We start from the raw sequence: 21479 nt of genomic DNA, 5'->3' as shown, positions 1-21479 counted from the left end.
GTACGCCATACAGGAGAATGGGCAGGTGAGCGATGTGAGACATGTGCTGGTACTGCCCGACCGCGAGGCCGCGGAGGAGGTGGTCGGAGAGCTCTCCGACCGTTTCGGGGTCGCCGAGGAGCCCCAACTCGTACGCGACGCGCTGGCCGGCGAGGACGATGCCGAGGACGCCCAGTGGCTGGTGGTCGTGGAGGACCCGTCGGGGCGGCTGGACGCCTCGGCGCTGGACGCGTTCGCCGCGGAGTACGAGGGCTGGCTCGAAGCGCCTTAGGAAGCGCCTTAGACGGGCACCGGGGACCTCGGCTCAGCTCTTGGGGACGATCTGGATGTCCATGTCGATGGAGATGCTGGAGCCGACGGCCGCGATACCGCGTGCCAGCATGGTCTGCCAGGTGAGGGTGAAGTCCTCGCGATGCAGTTCCGTGGTGGCCCGGCAGGCGGCGCGGGTCTCGCCCTCCAGGCCGTTGCCCAGACCGAGGTACTGGGTGTCCAGCGTGACCGTGCGGCTGACGCCGTGCAGCGTGAGCGCGCCGGTCACGCCCCAGCGGGTACCGCCGCGGTGGACGAAGCGGTCGCTGTAGAACTCGAGCGTCGGGTAGCGGCCCACATCGAGGAAGTCGCTGGAGCGCAGGTGGTCGTCGCGCATCTGGACGTTCGTGTCGATCGACGCGGCGTCGATGACCACGTGCATCGCCGAGTCCTCCATGCGGTCGGCGATCCGGACGGCACCGGCGAAGGTGTTGAACCGGCCGTGGATGCGCGCCATGCCGATATGCCGGGCCGTGAAGCCGATCTGCGAGTGCATCGGCTCGACCTCCCACTCGCCCGGGTCGGGCAGTTGCGGGGGCGTGCGCAGTTGCAGGGTCACATCGCCGAGGCTCGCGTGGCCGCCCGCGACGACCGTGGCCGCGCCGTGGAACGGAGTGAAGCCCTCAGCCGTGACGGCCAGTCGGTACTCACCGGCCGGGACCGTGGCGAGGACGCTGCCGTACGGGTCCGTCTCACCGCCGACGACCTTGCGGCCCGCGCTGTCCGTGATGACGAACTCGGCCTGCGGCACCATCTCGTTGACCGGGTCGAGCACTCGGCAACTGAGCACTCCGGCGGTGCGCGGCACCTCAAGTCCGGAGAGGGCGTTGCCGCGCGCGGCACTTGCCGCTCCCTTGTTTCCCAGCCAACGGCCGAACATCTTCCACCAACCCCCGGGGGCGATTCACCTTGGGGCCTGGCAGCTGGACGTCCTCGTCGGAGCAGCGGCCCACCGACGAGCATGCATTCGATCACTCTTGTGGTGTTCGAGGCAAACAGAGCGGCTCGCAGGGGCTTGAGTAGAGGTGTTACCGAAGGTCCGAATTGACCGTTCCGCTCGTACGCATCACCGGTCCGTCGCGTCCCGCCCGCGCTGTGGCCGGAAAGGTCTGCCGGGAAGCTCGCGGCGACCCCACGCCTGCACGGCAGTGCAGGCGGCCCTACGCGCGGCCGTGCAGGCGGCCTTGCAGGCGGCCCTGCGCGCGGCCGTGCAGGCGCCGTCCGAATGGGGCTCACGACCGGTTCACCGCCCTCAACCCGGCCCCGGCGCCCGTCACGGCGATCGCGCCGTCCGTGTCCGTGCGCAGCACCACCGCACCGCCTGCTCTGAGCGCGTCGACGGTGCGCGGGGCCGGGTGGCCGTACGGGTTGTCCCTGCCTACGCTCACCAGGGCCAGTCTCGGGTGCGCGCTGCGCAGCAGAGCGGGGTCCTGATGGGCGGAGCCGTGGTGGGCGACCTTGAGGACGTCCACCCGTGGCAGCGTGGGAAAGCTGCGCAACAGCCCCTGCTGGGCGGGAGGTTCGAGGTCGCCCAGGAGCAGCAGGGTCAGCCCGCCGGTCCGGACGTACAGGGCGACGCTGGCGTCGTTCGGCTCCCGCGGTACGGGCCCGACCCCCGGGATCGCCGCTGGATCGCCCGCCACGACGGCGCCCGCCCCCGTCCTGCCCGTCGGCCAGAGGACCTGCCAGTCGAGCGGCCCGATCCGGCGGCGCTCACCGGGAACGGCCCGCATCAGAGGGACGTGCGACACGGCAGCGGTTCTCCGTACGAACGCGACCTGGTCCGGCGGTTCGTCCAGGCTCGTCGTCTGGATCGCCCCCACCGCTCGGCCCCGCAGCACACCGGGCAGGCCCCGCACGTGGTCCGCGTGGAAGTGCGTGAGCACCAGGAGCGGCACCTCGGTGATGCCCAGGTCGCGCAGGCACCGGTCGGCGAGCCGGGGATCGGGACCGGTGTCGACGACCACGCCCGCGCCGTCCCCCGCGGCCAGCACCAGCGAGTCGCCCTGCCCCACGTCACACATCGCGAACGCCCAGTCCGGCGGCGGCCATCCGGACAGCACCCGGGTGAGGGGGACCGGGCGCAACACCGCGAGGAGCAGCAGAAGCACGGCGGCCGAACAGACCCAGGGACGGCGCACGACACGACGGGCGCTCAGCACCACGAGAGCCGTCAGCGCGGCAAGCAGCAGCGCGCCCCTCCCGCCGTCGGGCCAGTCGATCTCCGCACCGGGCAGGGCCGCCCCGGTGCGGGCCACCGAGGCGATCCACCCGGCCGGCCACCCCGCGATCCGGGCGAGCAGCTCTGCCACCGGCATGGCCACCGGTGCCAGGGCGAGTGCGGCGAACCCGAGAACCGTGGCGGGCGCCACCGCGAACTCGGCCAGCAGATTGCACGGGACCGCCACCAGGCTGACCCGGGAGGCGAGCAGCACGACCACCGGCGCGCACATCGCCTGCGCGGCTGCGGCCGCGGCCAGCGCCTCGGCAAGCCGGGGCGGAACTCGACGCCGCTGCAGTGCGTCGCTCCATTTCGGGGCGATGGTGAGCAGGGCTCCGGTGGCCAGGACGGAGAGGACGAAGCCGTAACTGCGCGCCATCCACGGGTCGTACAGGACCAGCAGGAGGACCGCGGCGGCCAGCGCGGGGATCAGTGACCTGCGCCGCCCCGTGCCGATGGCGAGCAGCGTGATCAGTCCGCAGGCCGCTGCCCGCAGCACGCTCGGCTCGGGTCTGCAGACGATGACGAAGGCGAGCGTGAGCCCGCCACCGAGCAACGCGGTCATCCGCAGTGAGATGCCCAACCTGGGGGCCAGACCTCGGCGTTCGACGCGCGTCGCCGTGCCCGGCGGTCCGATCAGCAAGACGAGCAGGATCGCCAGGTTGGCACCGGAGACCGCCATCAAGTGGGTGAGGTCGGCCGCCTGGAAGGCATCCTGCAGTTCCGGGGTGACCCGTGAGGTGTCGCCGACCACCAGGCCCGGCAGCAGCGCCCGCGCATCGGGGTCGAGCCGCTCGGTCGCCTGCCGCAGACCCTCACGCAGGGCACCCGCCGCGCGCTGGACCGAGGAAGGTGGCCCGGTGACGCGGGGCGGGCCTTTGCCCTCCGGCCGCAGCACGGCGGTATTGCGCTCCCCGTCGTGCAGCGGAGGCGCCAGCCGACCTTCGACGCGCAGTCGTGTGGAAGGGAGCAACTGCTGCCACTGGGCCGTCGATCGGCCGGGCGGGACGATGAGCAGCACCGGCGTGCTCAACCGGGTGACCGCTCCGTCGGGCCGGGTCAGCGCTGTGATCTCGGCGTCCATGAGGAGCGAAGCGGGCGTGCTGTGATCGCCGCGCACCCGGGGCAGGGTCCACCGGGCGTCGGACGTCACCGTCACCTCCGCCTCGACCCTCGCGAACCGCTGGGCCAGCCCCAGGACCGGCCCCTGCCGTGCGTCGGCGCGGTGCAGCCCGGCCGACGCGGCCCCGGCCGCCGCGCAGAGGAGCGCCGCAGCCGCGGCCGTCACGGTTGTGGTCGCGTTGCTGCGCGGCCGTCGGTTGCGTACCGCGCCTTCACCCCGCGCAGCCTCTCCCCCGAGACCGGCCGGCCACCTGCGCATCGCACGGGTCGCCGGCGCTCCCGGCATCGCCAGGAGCACCATGGCCGCACCGACACAGAGCATCACGCCCACCGCCGTCCACCGCCCCGGCGTGCTCAGTGCGAGCGACGCTCCGGCCCAGGCCGCCATGGCCGGAGGGACCAGCCGAAGGTCGAGCGGGCCCTCCTGCCGCGGGTCGGAGACACCCGACCGCCGGCCCGACGCCGCATGGACGTCCGGGGGGCTCACGGCCCCACCAGCGGCCGGAGGTCGGCGAACCGGCGATCGCCGATCCCGTTGACCTCGCGGAGTTCATCGATGGACCGGAAGCCGCCGTGCTGTGTGCGGTAATCGATGATGTGCTGGGCGAGAACCGGGCCGACACCGGGCAGGGTGTCGAGTTGTTCGACGGTCGCCTGATTGAGACTGACCGGTCCGGCCACGGGGCCGTCGCCGGCCCCCGGAGCAACTCCTCCCGTACCGCCCGTGCCAGGCGGGCCGGGTGGGACACCCACCACGATCTGCTCACCGTCCATGAGCACGCGAGCCCGGTTGAGACCCGCGAGATCGGCACCGGGCCTGGCTCCGCCCGCGGCTCGCAGCGCATCGGCGACCCTTGAGCCGGGCGGCAGTCGAAGGACTCCCGGCCTGCGGACCTTTCCGCTCACATCGACGACGACGCGCCCGTCCGGCCCTGTCGCAAGCGGCGCCCCGGGTGACGGTTCGGGCATCGCGTCGCCCGCCGTCGCCGGTTGGGAAGTCCGGCTGCGCGCACCCTCGTTGACCGGATCAGGAACGCGTACGGAGTGCGGGCGCGCGGACCAGAAGTGCACCGCTGCGAAGACCGCGGCCGCGACCAGGACAACGGCCAGTGCCGCGAGGGTCCGCGGCTCCACGCCGCATCTGAGCTGCAGCCACACCGGAACCCGCTCCCTCAACGCGGGAGCCATGCGCTCCCATCGCCCCCACGCCGCCCCCGGCGCTCCGGAGCCGGGCACCGGGGGCGGCGTCGCAGTGACCGTCGAGGCCGACACCGAGGCAGCCGCTGCGGGCGGTGCGGAAGGCCTGGCTGTCACCGCGGCCATGGCCACGGCCCTGCCGGCAGCGGAACTTGACCTCGGAGTCAGGCCCGGGGTCCGCACCGGGGCGGAAGCGGATGCGGGAGCCGCAGCAGGGACAGAAGAGGAAGAGAGCCCAGGTGCCGCAGCGGAGGCGGAGACGGAAGCGGGGGCCGCAGCGGAAACGGGCGCCGAAGCGGAATCGCGGGCCGAATCCGGAGCCACTGCCATCCCCGGCGCGGGGCGCGCCACTCGTCCGCCGTGCGCCCCTGCCATGAGGGCGTCCGCCCGGCGTCGCGAAGCCGCCGCCACGTCCTCCGCGCGCCCACGTGAGGACCGTCGTCGTCCGGGGCCCAGACCGGGGCCGCTACCGGCGCGGCCGGGACCGCTGCCGCTTCCGCTGGTTGCACGATGTGATCGGGGAGCCATGCCTCACGACGGTAGGCACATCCGCCCGAACTCGCCGAGCGGGCCCAATTCCGGTGGACAACCCACCAGTTGTGGACAACTCGACCACCCCGATGAGTGAAAGCCGATGAGCGGGGTCGTCGGACCGGCTTCAGCGCGGCGAGACCACCGCTCCGAGCAGACCGGGCCCGGTGTGCGCTCCGATCACCGCGCCCACCTCGCTGACATGCAGTTCGACGAGGCCGGACACCTGCTCGCGCAACCGCTCGGCAAGCCGCTCGGCCCGCTCGGGTGCCGCCAGGTGATGCACGGCGATGTCCACCCGGTCACCGCCCGCCCGCTCCGTGACGATCTCCTCCAGGCGCGCGATCGCCTTCGAGGCCGTCCGTACCTTCTCCAGCAGTTCGATGCGGCCTCCGTCCAACTGGAGCAGCGGCTTCACGGCGAGCGCCGAACCCAGCAGTGCCTGCGCGGCCCCGATACGGCCACCGCGGCGCAGATAGTCCAGCGTGTCGACGTAGAAGTACGCGGAGGTGCCCGCGGCACGCTTCTCCGCCGCCGCGACGGCCTCGTCCAGGCTTCCGCCCGTCTCGGCCGTCTCCGCAGCCGCCAGGGCGCAGAATCCGAGGGCCATGGCGACCATCCTGGTGTCGACGACCCGTACCGGGACCGGCGCGTCCTTCGCCGCGAGCAGAGCGGCGTCGTACGTGCCCGAGATCTCGGCCGAGAGGTGCAGCGAGACGATGCCGTCGGCTCCCGCCTCGACGGCTGCCCGGTACGCGGCGGCGAAGACTTCCGGGCTGGGCCGGGAGGTCGTCACGGGCCGACGCTTCTGGAGTGCCAGTGCGAGGGAGCGGGCCGAGATCTCGGTGCCGTCCTCCAGAGCCTGATCACCGAGGACGACGGTCAGCGGCACCGCGGTGATGCCGTGCCGCTCCATCGCCTCGGGCGGCAGGTAGGCCGTGGAATCGGTGACGATCGCGACATGGCGGGACATGAGCGGGAGGTTACCTGGCGAGTCCGCGGCTCGGCAGTCCGACCCCGACCGAATGATCGCTCCCGATCCCTTCGGACCGCATCCTGTCGCCGCCGGTCAACGGACGTCTCGGTTCGTTCGTCGTTTCGAGCCGGGCTCAGCTCTTCGTTTCGAGCCGGGCTCAGCTCGTCGTTTCCGGCCGGGCCGCCTTCTGCCACGGGTACGCGGTCTGCCGTCGCGGGTCCGGAGCCGTGATCGCCTGTGCCGCATCGTCGGCCGGCCCGGCCCCCTGCCCCCGTCGGCTCCCCTGCGCCTGTTCCTGCTCCTGCTCCTGTCCCTGCCCTTGCCGACTCCCCGGCTCATGCCCCTCAGCCTGCGGCTGCCCCTGTCCGCGGACCGGCTCGTCCGGCTCCACCGTCCAGTGCCGCAGCGCCCCCGCCTCCACGTCGATCTGCGCGTTCAGCGCGTTCAGATCGTCCTCGATGAACCGCCGCGCCCGGTCGCGCGCGGCCCAGCGCAGCGAATCCGCCGAGTGCGTGATCCGCTCCGTACGCTGTTTCAGGCCCGGCAGCAGCGAGGCGACCGTCGCGCGGTCGGGTTCGCGCTCCAGTCGCTTCAGGTCGTCGTCCAGCTCCCGACCGTGCACACTCAGCCGCTGGAAGAGGCCCAGCGACTCCGAGAGCGAGGCATCCTCCACGACGCCCGTCTGCAGCGCCTCCTGTGTGGCCCGCATGGACGTGCGCAGCGCGAGCCGCAGCTGTGCCAGCTCACCGGCCACGCCCGGCTGGCCGTAGCTCTTCGCCCGCAGCGTGGTGTCCTCGACGGTGCGGCGTGCCTGGGTGATCGTGCGATCCACGCCCCGCTTCGCCGCGCCGACGGCCTTGACGCCCGCGTACACGCCCAGGGCCACGAACGCGAAAAAGAGCAACCCCAGAATCAGGATCACGGCTTCCATGAGCGCCCCTCGGATGTCGTTTCGGCTGCCGGGTGCCGGCCCCTCCACGGTAAACGGAAAGGGCAGGCTGCGGGTTCCTTCGGAACCCCCAACCTGCCCGTAGGGGAACGCCCCCACATCGCCGTACGGCATCGAGCGGTTACCCGACGAACGTCACGCGAGAACGGTGGACACCCTCACGCGGCGACCCTCGGCGCCGTCACGCCGGGACGATGTTGACCAGCTTCGGAGCGCGCACGATCACCTTGCGGATGCCCGCACCGTCCAGCGCCGCGACCACGGCCGGGTCGGCCAGTGCCAGTGCTTCCAGCTCCTCGTCGGTGATCGACGGGGAGATCTCCAGGCGCGCCTTGACCTTGCCCTTGACCTGCACGACACAGGTCACGGTCTCGTCCACGACGTATGCCGGGTCGGCGACCGGGAAGTCCTGGTGCACGACCGACTCGGTGTGGCCCAGTCGCCGCCACAGTTCCTCCGCGATGTGCGGCGCCAGCGGCGCCACCAGCAGCACCAGCGACTCTGCGACGCTCCGGGACAGCGGGCCGCCCGCCTTGGTCAGGTGGTTGTTCAGCTCGGTGACCTTGGCGATGGCCGTGTTGAAGCGCATCCCGGCCATGTCCTGGCCGACCCCGTCGATCGCCTTGTGCAGCGCCCGCAGCGTCTCCTCGCCCGGCTCCGTGTCGACGACGGTGACCTCGCCGGTCTCCTCGTCGACGACATTGCGCCACAGCCGCTGCAGCAGTCGGTACTGGCCGACGACGGCGCGCGTGTCCCAGGGCCGCGACACGTCCAGGGGGCCCATCGCCATCTCGTACAGGCGCAGCGTGTCCGCCCCGTACTCGGCGCAGATCTCGTCCGGCGTGACCGCGTTCTTCAGGGACTTGCCCATCTTGCCCAGGACGCGGCTGACCTTCTCGTCCTGGTAGTAGAACTTTCCGTCGCGCTCCTCCACGTCCGCCGCCGGGACCGCGATGCCGCGGCTGTCCCGGTAGACGAACGCCTGGATCATGCCCTGGTTGTACAGCTTGTGGAACGGCTCCACGGACGAGATGTGTCCCAGGTCGTGCAGCACCTTGGACCAGAAACGGGCGTACAGCAGGTGCAGCACGGCGTGCTCGGCGCCGCCGACATACAGGTCGACGCCACCGGTCGGCTGCCCCTCTCGCGGGCCCATCCAGTACTGCTCGATCTCCGGGTCGACCAGCTTCCGGTCGTTGTTCGGGTCCAGGTAACGCAGCTCGTACCAGCAGGAGCCGGCCCAGTTGGGCATGGTGTTGGTCTCACGGCGGTACTTCCTGGGACCGTTGCCGTCACCCAGGTCCAGGGTGACGTTGACCCAGTCGGCGTTCCGGGACAGCGGGGTCTCGGGCTGGGTGTCGGCGTCCTCGGGATCGAAGGTGCGCGGCGAGTAGTCGTCGACCTCCGGCAGTTCCAGGGGCAGCATCGACTCGGGCAGCGGGTGGGCGATGCCGTCCTCGTCGTAGACGATCGGGAAGGGCTCGCCCCAGTAGCGCTGGCGGCTGAACAGCCAGTCCCGCAGCCGGAAGTTGACGGTTCCCTCGCCGACACCGTGCGCCTTCAGCCACTCGGTGATCTTCGCCTTGGCGTCGACGACGCCCAGACCGTCCAGCGAGATCTCGTCATTGGCGGAGTTGACCAGCTTCGCTTCGTACGAAGCGAAGGCGTCGTCCCAGGTCGAGGGGTCCGTGCCACGGTCGTCCGACGGCTCGACGACACAGCGCATCGGCAGCTCGAAGGCGCGCGCGAAGGCGAAGTCGCGCGCGTCGTGCGCCGGTACGGCCATGATCGCGCCGGTGCCGTAGCCCATCAGGACGTAGTCCGCGATGAATACGGGCACCTTCTCGCCACTGACCGGGTTGGTCGCGTACGCACCGGTGAAGACACCGGTCTTGTCCTTGGCCTCGGCCTGCCGCTCCACGTCGGACTTGGCGGCGGCCAGCTTGCGGTACGCGGTGACGGCCTCGGCCGGGGACGCGTGTCCGCCGGTCCACACCGGGTGGGTGCCCTCGGGCCAGGCGGCCGGAATGATCCGCTCGACCAGCTCGTGCTCGGGCGCCAGCACCATGTAGGTGGCACCGAACAGGGTGTCCTGGCGGGTGGTGAAGACGGTGATGTCGCCCGCTCCGTCGACCGGGAAGTCGACGCGCGCCCCCTCGGAACGCCCGATCCAGTTGCGCTGCTGCAGCTTGATGGCCTCGGGCCAGTCCAGCCCGTCCAGGTCGTTCAGCAGCCGGTCGGCGTAAGCGGTGATGCGCATGTTCCACTGGCGCAGCTTGGCCTTGAAGACGGGGAAGTTGCCGCGCTCGGAGCGTCCGTCGGCCGTCACCTCCTCATTGGCCAGGACGGTGCCCAGACCCGGCGACCAGTTGACGGGCGCGTCGGAGGCGTACGCCAGGCGGTATCCGCCCAGGACCTCCGCGCGCTCGGCGGCGCTCAGCGCGCTCCAGTCACGGCCGTCCGGGGTGGCACGCGTACCGCTCTCGAACTGTGCGACCAGCTCGTCGATCGGACGGGCCCGGTCGGCCTCGGTGTCGTACCAGGAGTTGAAGATCTGCAGGAAGATCCACTGGGTCCACTTGTAGTACTCCGACTCGATCGTGGCGAACGAGCGGCGCTTGTCGTGCCCCAGACCCAGCCGGCGCAGCTGAGCGGTCATGTTCTCGATGTTGGCCTCGGTGGAGACCCGCGGGTGCGTGCCGGTCTGCACGGCGTACTGCTCCGCGGGCAGGCCGAAGGCGTCGAAGCCCAGGGTGTGCAGCACGTTGTGCCCGGTCATCCGCTGGTGACGGGCGAAGACATCGGTGGCGATGTAGCCCAGGGGGTGACCGACGTGCAGGCCCGCACCCGAGGGGTACGGGAACATGTCCATGATGAACTTCTTCGGCTTGGCGGCCAGTTCCGGATCGTCCGCCAGGTCACCGGTCGGATTCGGCGCCTCGTAGGTGCCCTCGGCGTCCCAGAAGTCCTGCCAGCGTGCCTCGATGTCGGCGGCCATCGCCGCCGTGTAGCGGTGCGGCGCAGCCGTCTCGGCTGCGGAATTCGTCTCGCTCATGATCCTCAAAGCTCCATCGATCGTCATCTGCCGGCGCCCACGTCTACGGACACGCGTCTACGGAAACGAAAAATCCCCTCGCACAGGAGGGGACGCCGCGCCGATTCCGACCAGGCATTCTCACCGGTCGGGACTGATCAGCGCGGCTCGCTAAGCAGAAGGCGTACGGCACGCATGGCGCCAGGGTACCGCACGGACCCGGAGCCGGTCCGGGCACGGCCGCTCCGTGACCAGATCGGCACGCGCATGCCTGCGGCTCGCTGAGCGCGCGCCGGGGCGGCGGAACTGATCGGATTCGACCCGCCGGGCAGGCCTGCCGATGGTGGTCACCGCCGCGACCGGTGCGCCGCGCAGGGCCTTGCGCACAAGGGCGGCGCGACCGCGACCCCGGAGGCACAGTCCACGCCAAGTCAAAGGCTCGCGGCAACGGCCGCAATTGACATGGGTACACAAGAAGCGGGTCATCCTCGGAGGATGACCCGCTTCTTATTTCTTCACTGTGGAGCTAAGGAGAATTGAACTCCTGACCTCCTGCATGCCATGCAGGCGCTCTACCAACTGAGCTATAGCCCCGTGCTGTGTGCCGCCCGGTTCCCCCTGGCGACATCGAGAACATTACCGGTGACCCCGCCGCTCCACCAAATCCATTCCCGCTCGGCCTGATTTAACCGATTTGCGGCACCTCGGCCACGTGCTGAGGCAGGATCTCAGGCAGTGGCGAAGGAGTAGAAGCGTTTGAGGGTGCAGTGCTCCTCCAGCAGTCGCCCGTAGATCGGCTCCCCCTCCAGCTCGCGGTAGGTCTCGATCGGGTCGCCCTTTATGATCAGCGCCCGCGCACACTCCTCGCACCAGTACTGGTACTCCGGGTTGATCGGATCCATGTCCCTGACGATGGGCGTACCGCTGCCGCACCAGTCGCATTTCCGCCTGTGTGCACCCATAAGTCAGCTCCGGCTTTGGCCGCGGGCGGTACACACGCAGAGGGCTCCGCCGTTCCCGCCGAGCACGTGGGCCGCGCGGGACGGGCCGACGGCAGGACGGCCGGTACGGGCGCGGCGTTGGGGAACAAGGAGCAGGTCCGGGACCTCGTGGCGGCTCGCAGGCATCGCGCGCTCCCTCCCGTTCGGTCCGTCGCCCCCTCCGGCGGTCCGATTCTGCCATGACCCCGCAAGGGGGTCAGCCCGCCGGATGTCCGGCTGGTCACCGACGCCGCACGAGAGCCGCCGACGCGCCGGTCGTCACCGCCCCCGGAAGCGCGGGAGAGCATCCCGCCAGGCAGGCCCCGACCTCTGTCTCCCGGACCTATCAAGGCGGTTGAGCCGGCGCGAGCCGAATGTCGCGGCACCGGCCGGCCGGCCCATCTGAGGGACGGTCACCAGGACACCGCTCACGTCGGCAGCACCTTCGGGACGCGCATTCGCCAACACGCCCATGAGGGTGGGGCCGAAGCCCGGCGCCATCCCGCCGCCCATCGTCGCGAAGGCCGCGTACGGCCCCGGGGGCCCACCGTCGTCGCCGTCACGGATCAGCGGAGCGACGGCCGCGGCGGCGAAGGCCATCAGGGCGAACCCGCCCGGAATCAGGGCTCCTTGGGAGTGGCGAGTCCGATCAGGTGGGCCCCGCCGTGTCCATGCGGCCGCCGAGCCCGCCGCCCGTGCCGAGCAGCAGGTGTGCGTGAGGGTGCGGCCGACCACGACGAGTTGCCGAGCGGCGGCCGCCGGGAGGGGATGACCTCGGCGCCACCGACCGTCAACGGGCTGTCCGATGACTTCAGTGCCACCGACCGTCAACGAGCTGCCGGAGTACCGGATCGTGGTCCACACCTCGGCCGACGAGGAGAGCCGACAGGAGGCGGTGGCGCCGCGGTGGCACCGGGAGGTGTGACCAGGACGTGCTCGGGGGGAACTAAGATCCCGCCCCCTGATGGGGACGGGATCTTGATTGTGGAGCTAAGGAGAATTGAACTCCTGACCTCCTGCATGCCATGCAGGCGCTCTACCAACTGAGCTATAGCCCCGCTGTTCGCTGTGTTTCTCTGCGTTTCCGCGCCGCGAACAAGAAGAACTTTAGCCTGTGACCAGCCAGAAAGTGAAATCCGGCCGACGCCGCCCGGAGGCGGCCTCCGAGCGCCGCCCCCGATCACCGGATGACAGGCCCCGGCGCTCCTCCGCCACGGCCCTCCCGGCACTCCGTGGCGGCCCCACTGGCCACAGCACCAGGGTCTTTCGTTTGGATCGGACCGGATCAGGGAGCGGCGTCGGGTGCCGTGGATCGCGAGGCGGAGGACGGAGTCATGGCAGAGCCATGGCGACCGACGACAACGCGGCAAGGCGCGGTGCCGGGGCACCGGAGCCCGGCCTGATCCCAGAGGCCCTAGGTGTCGTCGCCGAGCACCGGCTCGGGCAGGGTGCCGGCGTTGTGCTCCAGCAGGCGCCAGCCGCGCGCCCCCTCGCCCAGCACCGACCAACAGCAGTTGGAGAGCCCGCCGAGTCCTTCCCAGTGCTGCGACTCCAGACCCAGCAGCCGACCGATGGTGGTGCGGATGGTGCCGCCGTGGCTGACCACGACGAGCGTGCCGCTGTCGGGCAGCTTGTCGGCGTGTCCGAGCACGACCGGGGCGGCCCGGTCGGCGACCTCGGTCTCCAGCTCACCGCCGCCGCGCCGCACGGGCTCGCCGCGCTTCCACGCGGCGTACTGCTCGCCGTACTGCCCGACGATCTCCTCATGTGTGAGGCCCTGCCAGGCGCCCGCGTAGGTTTCGCGCAGTCCCGCGTCGTGCGCGACTTCGAGGCCGGCGATCGCTGCAAGCTCGGCGGCCGTGGCCGCCGCCCGCTGCAGATCGGAAGCGACGATCGCGTCCGGCTTCAGCGAGGCGAGCAGCCGGGCGGCCCGCTGAGCCTGTCCGACACCGGTCTCGGTGAGCGCGATGTCCGTGGAGCCCTGGAACCGGCGCTCCAGATTCCATGCCGTCTGGCCGTGCCGCCAGAGGACGATCCTGCGGCCCCTGCCGCTTCCGGTGCCGTTCAGCTCTGCTCACCCTCCGTACCGCCGGTGAGCCTGGCGTGCTCCTCGGCCTTGCCGCGGGTCTTGACGGCGTCCTCGGGGAGCGCGATCTCGGGGCAGTCCTTCCAGAGGCGCTCCAGCGCGTAGAAGACCCGCTCCTCGCTGTGCTGGACGTGGATGACGATGTCGACGTAGTCGAGGAGGATCCAGCGCGCGTCGCGGTCGCCCTCACGGCGTACCGGCTTGGCGCCGAGCTCCTTCTGGAGCCGTTCCTCGATCTCGTCAACGATCGACTTGACCTGGCGGTCACTGGGGGCCGAGGCCAGCAGGAAGGCGTCCGTGATCGACAGCACGTCGCTGACGTCGTACGCGATGATGTCGTGCGCGAGCCGGTCGGCGGCCGCCTGGGCGGCGGCGTTGATGAGCTCGATGGAGCGGTCCGTGGCGGTCACAAGCAGGCTTTCGTCGGCGGTCAGATCAACCTCTAGGGTCTCACGGACCGCACGCAGCGAACGTTCGACGATCGAATCGACGTCATCCAGGTGGTGCGGACCCGGTCATTTGATCGCGTAGTCCTGGCCGATCACAACGGACACATCGGCGTTCGCGGCGGGCTTGCCCTGCTTCACCGCGCTCGTCGGCAGGCCCAGGGTCTTCGCGGTCTGCGTCGCCTTGTCCTTGTCCGCCGCGGTCTTGTAGACGACCTCGGACAGTGCCACGGTCTCGGCCGTTCCGCCGCCGACGAAGGCATAGCCGCCGTTGACCAACTTGATCCGGGCGGACTCCGTGCCGTCCTTGTCACCGGTGGCGTTCTTGACTGCGACCCGCACCGCCGCGCCGGCGTCCGGGGCCTTCACCGTGCCGCCGAGGATGTCCTTGACGACACTCTCGGTGGCCGCTTCGGTGAGCGTGCCGTCGGCCTGTACCGGCAGGAGTGCCGTCTTGTAGTCGCCGATCTTGGCGCGCTGCGCGAGCTTCGCCAGCGAGGCGCCGAGATCCTTCTCCGGGAGGGACGGGTCGAGGATCTGCGCCAGCGTCTGCACGGTGACCGTGGCGGTCTTCGGATCGTCGGAGATCTTCCGCAGAACGCCCCGCAGAACCTCTCCGAACCGCATGAGCTGCTTCGTCTCGGCCTCACCGGGTGCCCGGTAGGTGGCGTACGCGACGGCCATCTGACCGCTCAGCGTCTGTGCCTCACCCTTCTTCACCAGCGGGGAAGCACCCTTCTTCGTGTCAGGCACCTCGGTGTCGGTGTCGATCTCGATGTTGCCGACCAGATCGACGAGGGTCTCCAGATAGGGGGTGTCGAGCCGCCACGTACCGCTGATCCTGGTGCCGAGCAGTGTGTCGATGGAGTCGCGGGTGCCGGTGGTGCCGTCGTCCTCGACGGACTTGCCGAGGGTCGTGGCACCTTCGTCGTCGGAGACCACGAGCGAGTTGGGGAGCAGGACGGTGGTCCCCTGTTTGGTCGTCACATTGTCGACGAGCAGCGCCGTGGAGGTGCCGCCCTTCTTGGTGTTGTGCAGATGGACCACGATGACGTCCCGCTGCTGCGGGCCCGTCGAGGCCGTGTTGTCCTTCTCCGAGCCGGAGAGGCCCGGGAGCTTTCCGGCGGACCAGAGGTAGCCGACACCGCCGACCACCACCAGGGCCACCACGACTATCAGTGCGACCATGCGGTTGCGGCCGCGACGCCGTGCCTCCTCGCGCCGCTCACTGCGGCTCTCGGTGAACTTCAGCCAGTCGATGACGTCTTCGGAGTCCTCGTCTGGCTCTTCGATGAAGGAGAACTGTTCGGTGCGGTATTCGGCGCGGCGCTGTCCTGGAACGGCCGGTTCCGGCTCGGTCCCGGCGTCGGCTTCCGGCCGGGGCTCCGGCGTGACCGGCGCCGGTGCGGGCGCGGTCTGCTGCGCGGCGGCCTGCTGCGGGATGTTCCACTGCTGGGTGGTGTCGACCGCGGCGGGCTGCCTGCCGGTGTCATAGCCGTAGCCGTCGTAACCGCCGTACGCCTGCTGCTGGGGCTGCTGGGGCTGCTGGGGCTGCTGGGGCTGCTGGGAACCGTACGGGTCGTACTGCTGCTGCGGCTGCACGGGCTGCGGCTGCTGGGGCTGCGCGTACGGGTCGTATCCGTACCCTTGATCGGCCTGGTGTGACTGCTGCTGCGGCTGCTGCGGCGCATACGGGTCGTACGCCTGCTGTCCCGGCTGCTGGTACACCGGCTGCCCGTACTCGTCGTAGCCGACGATCTGCGGCTGCTGGTAGTACGGGTCGTACGGGTTCTGTCGGTCGTTCACCGGTGCCCCTCTGCGTGGCTCATTCGCCGCGGTACAGCTGGCGCTTGTCGATGTAGCGGACCACGCCGTCCGGCACCAAGTACCAGACCGGATCGCCCTGCGCGACCCTCTCACGGCAGTCCGTGGACGAGATCGCGAGCGCGGGAACCTCCACGAGGGAGACCCCGCCCTCCGGCAGCCCTGGGTCCGCGAGCACATGCCCCGGTCGGGTCACACCGATGAAGTGGGAGAGCGAGAACAGCTCGTCGGCGTCCCGCCACGTGAGGATCTGGGAGAGCGCGTCGGCGCCGGTGATGAAGAAGAGGTCCGCGTCGCCGTGGATCGCGCGCAGATCCCGCAGCGTATCGATGGTGTACGTCGGCCCGCTCCGGTCGATGTCGCTCCGGCTGACCGAGAACTGCGGGTTGGACGCCGTCGCGATGACCGTCATCAGATAGCGGTCCTCGGCCGGGGAGACGTTCTTGTGGCTCTTCTGCCACGGCTGTCCGGTCGGAACGAAGATCACCTCGTCGAGGTGGAACTGGGCGGCCACTTCACTGGCCGCCACCAGGTGTCCATGATGAATCGGGTCGAACGTCCCGCCCATCACGCCGATTCGGCGCTTTCCCCGGCCGGTAGGCATTTCCTGCTCTCCCATGCGTGCAGAGCCTACTGGCACAGCTGTACGTCTCTGCCTCAGCGGTCGCGGTTGAAGCGAGTGGTGATCCACAGCAGGAGCAGCAGCACGACGAACGCACCGCCCCCGGTGAGGAACGGGCTGAGGGTTTCGTGGTTGCCACCGTGCTCGCCGCCCTCGGCGGCGAGAGTGGCCAGCTGGTGCGCGGTGCTCGTGAGGCTCATCTTCGGCAGGACCTATCGATCGGGAATCGGAAGGGAGACGTCGCGCACATCGTATGCGGGCGCCCCGGGCACGCTCACGCCGACTCAGTCGTTGTTGTCGTCGTTGCGGTATCCGCGGAGCAGGAACCAGGCGAGCAGGCCGACTCCTACGAGCGAGGCGAGCAGCACGATACGGAGCGTGTTGCCGGGCCCCTGGTCCCCGGATGCGGCGGCGAGCAGAGCAACGGTGTGTGGCATGTCGGGCGTCTCCTCAGTTATCCACAGCCCCCCGCACACCGTAGCCCCAGCACCTACGCTGGGATTTGTCAGGGGGCGAGCGACGTCTCGTACGAACAGGGGGCCCAATTCATGACCGAACGCAGCCACGAGAGTCACGAGAGCGTGCCGAGCAGGCAGCGCAGGCGATTCGCCGGAATCTCGTCCCGGGCCTACGAACACCCGGCGGACCGCTCGGCCCTGGTGGCTCTGCGCAAGCTGAGCGGTTTCGACACCGTGTTCAAGACATTGAGCGGTCTGCTGCCGGAGCGCAGCCTGCGACTGCTCTTCCTCTCCGACTCCGTCCGGGTGAGCGACGCGCAGTTCGTCCATCTCAACGACATGTTGCGAGACGCCTGTTACATCCTGGACCTGGAGAAGGTCCCGCCGATGTATGTCAATCAGGACCCTCAGCCCAACGCCATGTGCATCGGTCTCGACGAACCGATCATCGTGGTGACGACGGGGCTGGTGGAGCTGCTCGACGAGGAGGAGATGCGGGCCGTCATCGGCCACGAGGTGGGGCATGCCCTCTCCGGCCACGCCGTGTACCGCACGATCCTGCTGTTCCTCACCAATATCGCGCTGAAGGTCGCCTGGATCCCGCTCGGCAATGTGGCGATCATGGCGATCGTGACGGCGCTGCGTGAGTGGTTCCGCAAGTCGGAGCTGTCGGCCGACCGGGCGGGACTGCTCGTCGGCCAGGATCTGCAGGCGTCGATGCGCGGTCTGATGAAGATCGCGGGCGGCAATCATCTGCACGAGATGAATGTGGATGCCTTCCTCGCTCAGGCCGACGAGTACGAGAAGGGCGGCGATCTGCGCGACTCCGTGCTCAAGATCCTCAATCTGCTGCCCCGCTCGCACCCCTTCACCACGGTGCGCGCCGCCGAGCTGAAGAAGTGGGCCGAATCCCGCGACTACCAGCGGATCATGGACGGTCACTACCCGCGGCGCGACGAGGACAAGGACACCTCGGTGACGGACTCCTTCCGCCAGTCCGCGGCCCACTACGCGGATTCGGTGCGGACCAGCAAGGATCCGCTGATGAAGTTGGTCGGCGACATAGCGGGAGGCGCCGGAGACCTCGGCGGCAAGCTCCGCGACAAATTCACCGGCCAGGGCGGCGGTGCCACCGGCAAGGGCGGCACTACGGGCGGCTCCGCGGACTCTGCGCGGCCGGAGGAGCCCCGGAACCCTGATCAGCCTGAGCCGGGGTCTGCGGAGAGCTGACCGCCAGCGTCCCGCAGGCCGCCGCCGTGGGCCGGCCCGTGGCGTACGGGTCGGTGCCCGCGGGACCCTGGGAGAGGGCCCGCTGCCCGGCCAGCAGCGGCCGCAGCGCACCGGTGGTGTCCGTCGGGCACGCCTGCGGTCCGGCCTGGACGTAGCTGGTGCGCAGCTCCAGCCGGTGCAGCCGCAGGTCTTCCCGGTCGAAGCTGAAGTGCAGCTCGCGCCGTACGGTGAAGAGCGAGGCACCGCCCGCACGCTGGGGCCCCGGGGTGGCCGGGCGGAGCGTGTAGGTGAAGGTGTGGTCGGACACCACCTCAAGGGTGTCGGACCCCGTCTCGCTGTAGCTCAGGGTGCCCCGGACCCGTATGTCCGGACCGGCCAGCGCCACCTTCGCCGGGTCGAACCGGACCAGCCAGCCGGTCGCGGCGTGCTGTCCGTCGTCGTCCGGCCGGCTCATGCTGTGGTTGAACTGAGCCGTCTGGTCCGGGTCGAGCAGCATTTCCACCGGCCGCACGGCATGTCCGGTGAGGACATCGGGGTCGAGCGAGGACGCCACCAGGTAGTCCTTGACCGTGGTCAGGGCCGCCGCCACCTCGCTGTCCGAGAAGTGGTCCGTCCCCCGGATCGCCGGCAGATTGATGCCTGCGGCACCGTTTGCGAACTGCGCGGCGGGGCTCCGCGCGAGGAGGCCGGCGGCGGTTCCGCCGGGTACGACGTCCCGGGGTGCCAGGGGTACGACGGTCGACCTCAGAGGCTCGGCCCTTCGGCCGACGGGCGCGGTGTAGGGGTGGCGGAAGCCCATGTACAGGGCCGTTCCGAAGGCCAGGGCGATGAGGAGAACCAGGGCGATGACGGCCCTGGAGCCCGCTCGCAGGCCCCGGGGCGGAAGGCTGCGTACGGCGCGGGCATGGTCCTCCATGCGCTCCTCGGCGGAGAACTCCTTCAGCCGGGCAGCACGCACGAACGACTCGTCGAAGACGAGTGACCTGTACTCGTCTTCACCGCCGCCCGGCACGTTGTCGGCCGGACCTTCTGGTGGTTCTCCGCGGTCTGCCATGACTTCTCCCGACTCCACGTCACCGACCGGGGTCGAAACGCTTCGCTCTGCTTCGGCCGAATGGCTTCGGACAGGGCCCGCCCGTCATGAACTCGCATGACGTCGTACGACTACGCATACGGGCGAGTGAGAAGCCCCCTCCAAGAGGGGTCACACCTTCAGGGTAGGTCGATTGGGACCTGGGTAAACGCCGAGCAGCAAGAGAACCACCCGAGAGTTGCCCCCGCCCCCCGGGGAACCGCCCTCCGGACGCTCTCCGGACGGTCGTCGGAGCCGGAGACCGGCGCGGGACCCGAAAGACGTCGCGGGGGCCGGAAAACGTCGCAGGATCCGGAAAACTTCGCGGGGCCCGGGGAACGTGGGCGCGACGGGCGCACGTGGGACGCGTTGGGCGCGGTGCCTCCACGGGGGACGCGCCGTCGGGCGGAATCTCCGTCGACGGGACCGCGTCCTCAGCCGGTGGGGGGAACCGCCGAGACCGTGGGACGGAGATGTCCGACCGAGGTCGACGGGATGGCGCTGGGGACGGGGCCCGGGGCGCTGTCCACGCCCGTGCTGGCGGGCGGCGGGGCGGGGTCCTGACGGCTGCCGCCCGAGGTGTTGCGGTAGACGGCGCTGAAAGCCAGCGCGACCATTCCGATACCCATCAGCACGGCGAGCAGCCAGGCCACCGGCCGGTGCCAGCGCGCCGCGCCCCGGTAGGGGCGCAGAACACCGCCGTGACGCCCGTAGGGGCCGCTGCCGTACGCGTCGCTGTCCGGGTCCAGCGGGTCGTCATAGACGCTCCCGCGGCCGTACAGGCCGCCCGGCCCGTATGCCTCGTCGTGGAGTTCGTCGTCCAGCGGGCCGCCACCCGCCCGCGCGCGGGACGCCTCGGCCTCGGCGCGCGCCTGCGCGGCCGCCAGCAACCGCTCCACCGCGGTGGGTTCATGGAACTCGGCGGCCCGTACGAAGTCCTCGTCGAACACCACGGAGGCGAAGTCCTCGTCCGCGCCCCCGCGGTCGTCGTCGGGCTCCCAGCCGTCCGGGAACGGCCTGCCCCCCACGTCGTCCGGCACGGCTCCAGACTAGCCCCGCCGGGTCGTTCTGGGCAGGGAGCCCGCAACATTCACCGCACCCGGACCGTCACCGCACGTGGCCGTCGCCCGTGACGATGTACTTCGTCGAGGTCAGCTCCGGCAGCCCCATCGGGCCCCTGGCGTGCAGCTTCTGCGTGGAGATGCCGATCTCGGCCCCGAAGCCGAACTGACCGCCGTCGGTGAAGCGGGTGGAAGCGTTCACGGCCACCGTCGTGGAGTCCACCAACTGGGTGAAGCGGCGGGCCGCGGCCTGGGAGGTGGTCACGATCGCCTCGGTGTGCCCGGAGGACCAGAGCCGGATGTGCGCGACGGCCGCGTCCAGCGACTCGACGACGGCCGCGGCGATGTCGTACGAGAGGTACTCGGTCTCCCAGTCCTCCGGCGTGGCCGCCACGACGGTGGCCTTGGACCCCTCGGCGTGTTCGAGGACCCGCTCGTCGCCGTGCACAGTCACCCCGGCCTCGGCCAGCGCGTTCAGGGCGCGGGGCAGGAACTGCGCGGCGACGTCCTTGTGGACCAGGAGCGTCTCGGCCGCGTTGCAGACGCTCGGGCGCTGTGCCTTGGAGTTGATCAGGATGTCGACGGCCATGTCGAGATCGGTCTGCGCGTCCACGTACACATGGCAGTTGCCGGTGCCCGTCTCGATGACCGGAACGGTTGATTCCTCGACCACCGTACGGATCAGCGAGGCACCGCCGCGCGGAATGAGAACGTCGACGAGCCCGCGGGCCCGCATCAGTTCCCGTACCGAATCGCGGTTCTCGCCCGGCACCAGCTGCACCGCGTCGGCCGGGAGACCGGATCCGCCGACCGCGTCGCGCAACACCCGGACCAGCGCGACGTTGGAGGCGTACGCCGAGGACGAACCTCGCAGCAGGACGGCGTTGCCCGACTTCAGGCAGAGGGCCGCGGCGTCGACCGTCACATTGGGCCGGGCCTCGTAGATGATCCCCACGACGCCGAGCGGCACCCGGACCTGTCGCAGGTCGATGCCGTTGGGCAGGGTCGAGCCGCGGACGACCTCGCCGACCGGGTCGGGCAGCGCCGCCACGTCCCGCACGTCGGCGGCGATGGCGCGGATCCGCTCCGGGGTGAGGGTGAGCCGGTCGATGATCGACTCGCTGGTCCCGGCCTCGCGGGCGCGGGCGACGTCCTCGGCGTTGGCCTCGACGATCTCGGCCGTCCGCACCTCCAGCGCGTCCGCGATCGCCAGCAGCGCGTCGTCCTTGGCCGCGCGCGGCAGCGGCGCGATGTCGGCGGCGGCGGAGCGTGCCCGGTAGGCGGCCTGGGCGACCGGGGACATGTTGTCGTACGGCGAGAGCGTGGTCATGCCCGCAGAGTAGTGCGCACACTGCGGGCAT

General features: G+C 70.4%; 18 protein-coding genes and 2 tRNA genes. 2 read left to right on the top strand and 18 right to left on the bottom strand.

The annotated features are described in order from the left end of the window. Window positions 1-25: 25 nt before the first annotated feature. Complete coding sequence (locus tag ABZ826_RS01075; protein WP_361440229.1) at window positions 26-271, top strand: hypothetical protein; 246 nt, start codon at window positions 26-28, stop codon at window positions 269-271. A gap of 33 nt (window positions 272-304) precedes the next feature. On the opposite strand, the gene ABZ826_RS01070 is transcribed toward ABZ826_RS01075, so the two are convergent. The 15 genes from ABZ826_RS01070 to ABZ826_RS01000 form a co-directional block, all read right to left on the bottom strand. Then, entirely contained in the window at window positions 305-1189 is an 885-nt protein-coding gene (locus ABZ826_RS01070; protein ID WP_361440226.1) for a YceI family protein, read from the bottom strand. 352 nt (window positions 1190-1541) lie between these two features. Beyond that, window positions 1542-4139, bottom strand: coding sequence for a ComEC/Rec2 family competence protein (locus tag ABZ826_RS01065; protein ID WP_361440223.1), 2598 nt, complete (start codon window positions 4137-4139; stop codon window positions 1542-1544). Beyond that, entirely contained in the window at window positions 4136-4975 is an 840-nt protein-coding gene (locus ABZ826_RS01060; RefSeq protein ID WP_361440220.1) for a ComEA family DNA-binding protein, read from the bottom strand. The genes ABZ826_RS01065 and ABZ826_RS01060 overlap by 4 nt, the downstream gene beginning before the upstream one ends. Window positions 4976-5507: 532 nt before the next feature. Continuing rightward, window positions 5508-6353: a DegV family protein gene (locus ABZ826_RS01055; RefSeq protein WP_361440217.1), complete on the bottom strand. Its 846-nt coding sequence runs from the start codon at window positions 6351-6353 to the stop codon at window positions 5508-5510. A gap of 160 nt (window positions 6354-6513) precedes the next feature. Next, complete coding sequence (locus tag ABZ826_RS01050) at window positions 6514-7287, bottom strand: hypothetical protein (protein WP_361440214.1); 774 nt, start codon at window positions 7285-7287, stop codon at window positions 6514-6516. 199 nt (window positions 7288-7486) lie between these two features. Beyond that, on the bottom strand, window positions 7487-10360 hold the full coding sequence (leuS, locus tag ABZ826_RS01045) for a leucine--tRNA ligase (protein ID WP_361440211.1): 2874 nt from the start codon (window positions 10358-10360) through the stop codon (window positions 7487-7489). A gap of 500 nt (window positions 10361-10860) precedes the next feature. Then, window positions 10861-10933 (bottom strand) — tRNA-Ala (locus tag ABZ826_RS01040). 134 nt (window positions 10934-11067) lie between these two features. Continuing rightward, window positions 11068-11301: a hypothetical protein gene (locus ABZ826_RS01035; protein ID WP_015608461.1), complete on the bottom strand. Its 234-nt coding sequence runs from the start codon at window positions 11299-11301 to the stop codon at window positions 11068-11070. 1003 nt (window positions 11302-12304) lie between these two features. Beyond that, window positions 12305-12377: transfer RNA gene (locus tag ABZ826_RS01030), tRNA-Ala, on the bottom strand. A 356-nt stretch (window positions 12378-12733) separates the two neighbouring features. Then, on the bottom strand, window positions 12734-13387 hold the full coding sequence (locus ABZ826_RS01025) for a histidine phosphatase family protein (RefSeq protein ID WP_361440428.1): 654 nt from the start codon (window positions 13385-13387) through the stop codon (window positions 12734-12736). Continuing rightward, on the bottom strand, window positions 13384-13815 hold the full coding sequence (gene rsfS / locus ABZ826_RS01020; protein WP_361440207.1) for a ribosome silencing factor: 432 nt from the start codon (window positions 13813-13815) through the stop codon (window positions 13384-13386). The genes ABZ826_RS01025 and rsfS overlap by 4 nt, the downstream gene beginning before the upstream one ends. A gap of 105 nt (window positions 13816-13920) precedes the next feature. Beyond that, a complete protein-coding gene (locus tag ABZ826_RS01015; RefSeq protein WP_361440205.1) occupies window positions 13921-15657 on the bottom strand; it encodes an LCP family protein in 1737 nt (578 codons plus the stop codon). 19 nt (window positions 15658-15676) lie between these two features. Next, complete coding sequence (nadD, locus tag ABZ826_RS01010) at window positions 15677-16294, bottom strand: nicotinate-nucleotide adenylyltransferase (protein ID WP_361440203.1); 618 nt, start codon at window positions 16292-16294, stop codon at window positions 15677-15679. A gap of 38 nt (window positions 16295-16332) precedes the next feature. Continuing rightward, window positions 16333-16497: a hypothetical protein gene (locus tag ABZ826_RS01005; protein WP_361440200.1), complete on the bottom strand. Its 165-nt coding sequence runs from the start codon at window positions 16495-16497 to the stop codon at window positions 16333-16335. A gap of 84 nt (window positions 16498-16581) precedes the next feature. After that, window positions 16582-16734, bottom strand: coding sequence for a hypothetical protein (locus tag ABZ826_RS01000; RefSeq protein WP_361440197.1), 153 nt, complete (start codon window positions 16732-16734; stop codon window positions 16582-16584). Window positions 16735-16845: 111 nt separating this feature from the next. Between ABZ826_RS01000 and ABZ826_RS00995 the strand changes: the two genes are divergently transcribed. Continuing rightward, on the top strand, window positions 16846-17985 hold the full coding sequence (locus tag ABZ826_RS00995; RefSeq protein WP_361440194.1) for a M48 family metallopeptidase: 1140 nt from the start codon (window positions 16846-16848) through the stop codon (window positions 17983-17985). Here ABZ826_RS00995 and ABZ826_RS00990 read toward each other — a convergent pair. From ABZ826_RS00990 to ABZ826_RS00980, 3 genes are all read right to left on the bottom strand, one after another. Next, window positions 17903-19039, bottom strand: a complete 1137-nt coding sequence (locus ABZ826_RS00990) for a hypothetical protein (protein WP_361440191.1) — start codon at window positions 19037-19039, stop codon at window positions 17903-17905. The two genes, ABZ826_RS00995 and ABZ826_RS00990, sit on opposite strands and share 83 nt — an antisense overlap. 452 nt (window positions 19040-19491) lie before the next feature. Then, window positions 19492-20097 (bottom strand): hypothetical protein, encoded by a 606-nt coding sequence (locus ABZ826_RS00985; RefSeq protein WP_361440188.1) that lies wholly within the window; start codon window positions 20095-20097, stop codon window positions 19492-19494. A 67-nt stretch (window positions 20098-20164) separates the two neighbouring features. Continuing rightward, on the bottom strand, window positions 20165-21448 hold the full coding sequence (locus ABZ826_RS00980) for a glutamate-5-semialdehyde dehydrogenase (protein WP_361440185.1): 1284 nt from the start codon (window positions 21446-21448) through the stop codon (window positions 20165-20167). Window positions 21449-21479 lie beyond the last annotated feature (31 nt).

Source organism: Streptomyces sp. NPDC047515 (assembly GCF_040643055.1).
GTDB lineage: Bacteria > Actinomycetota > Actinomycetes > Streptomycetales > Streptomycetaceae > Streptomyces.
This window is presented reverse-complemented; position numbering and strand designations above follow the sequence as displayed.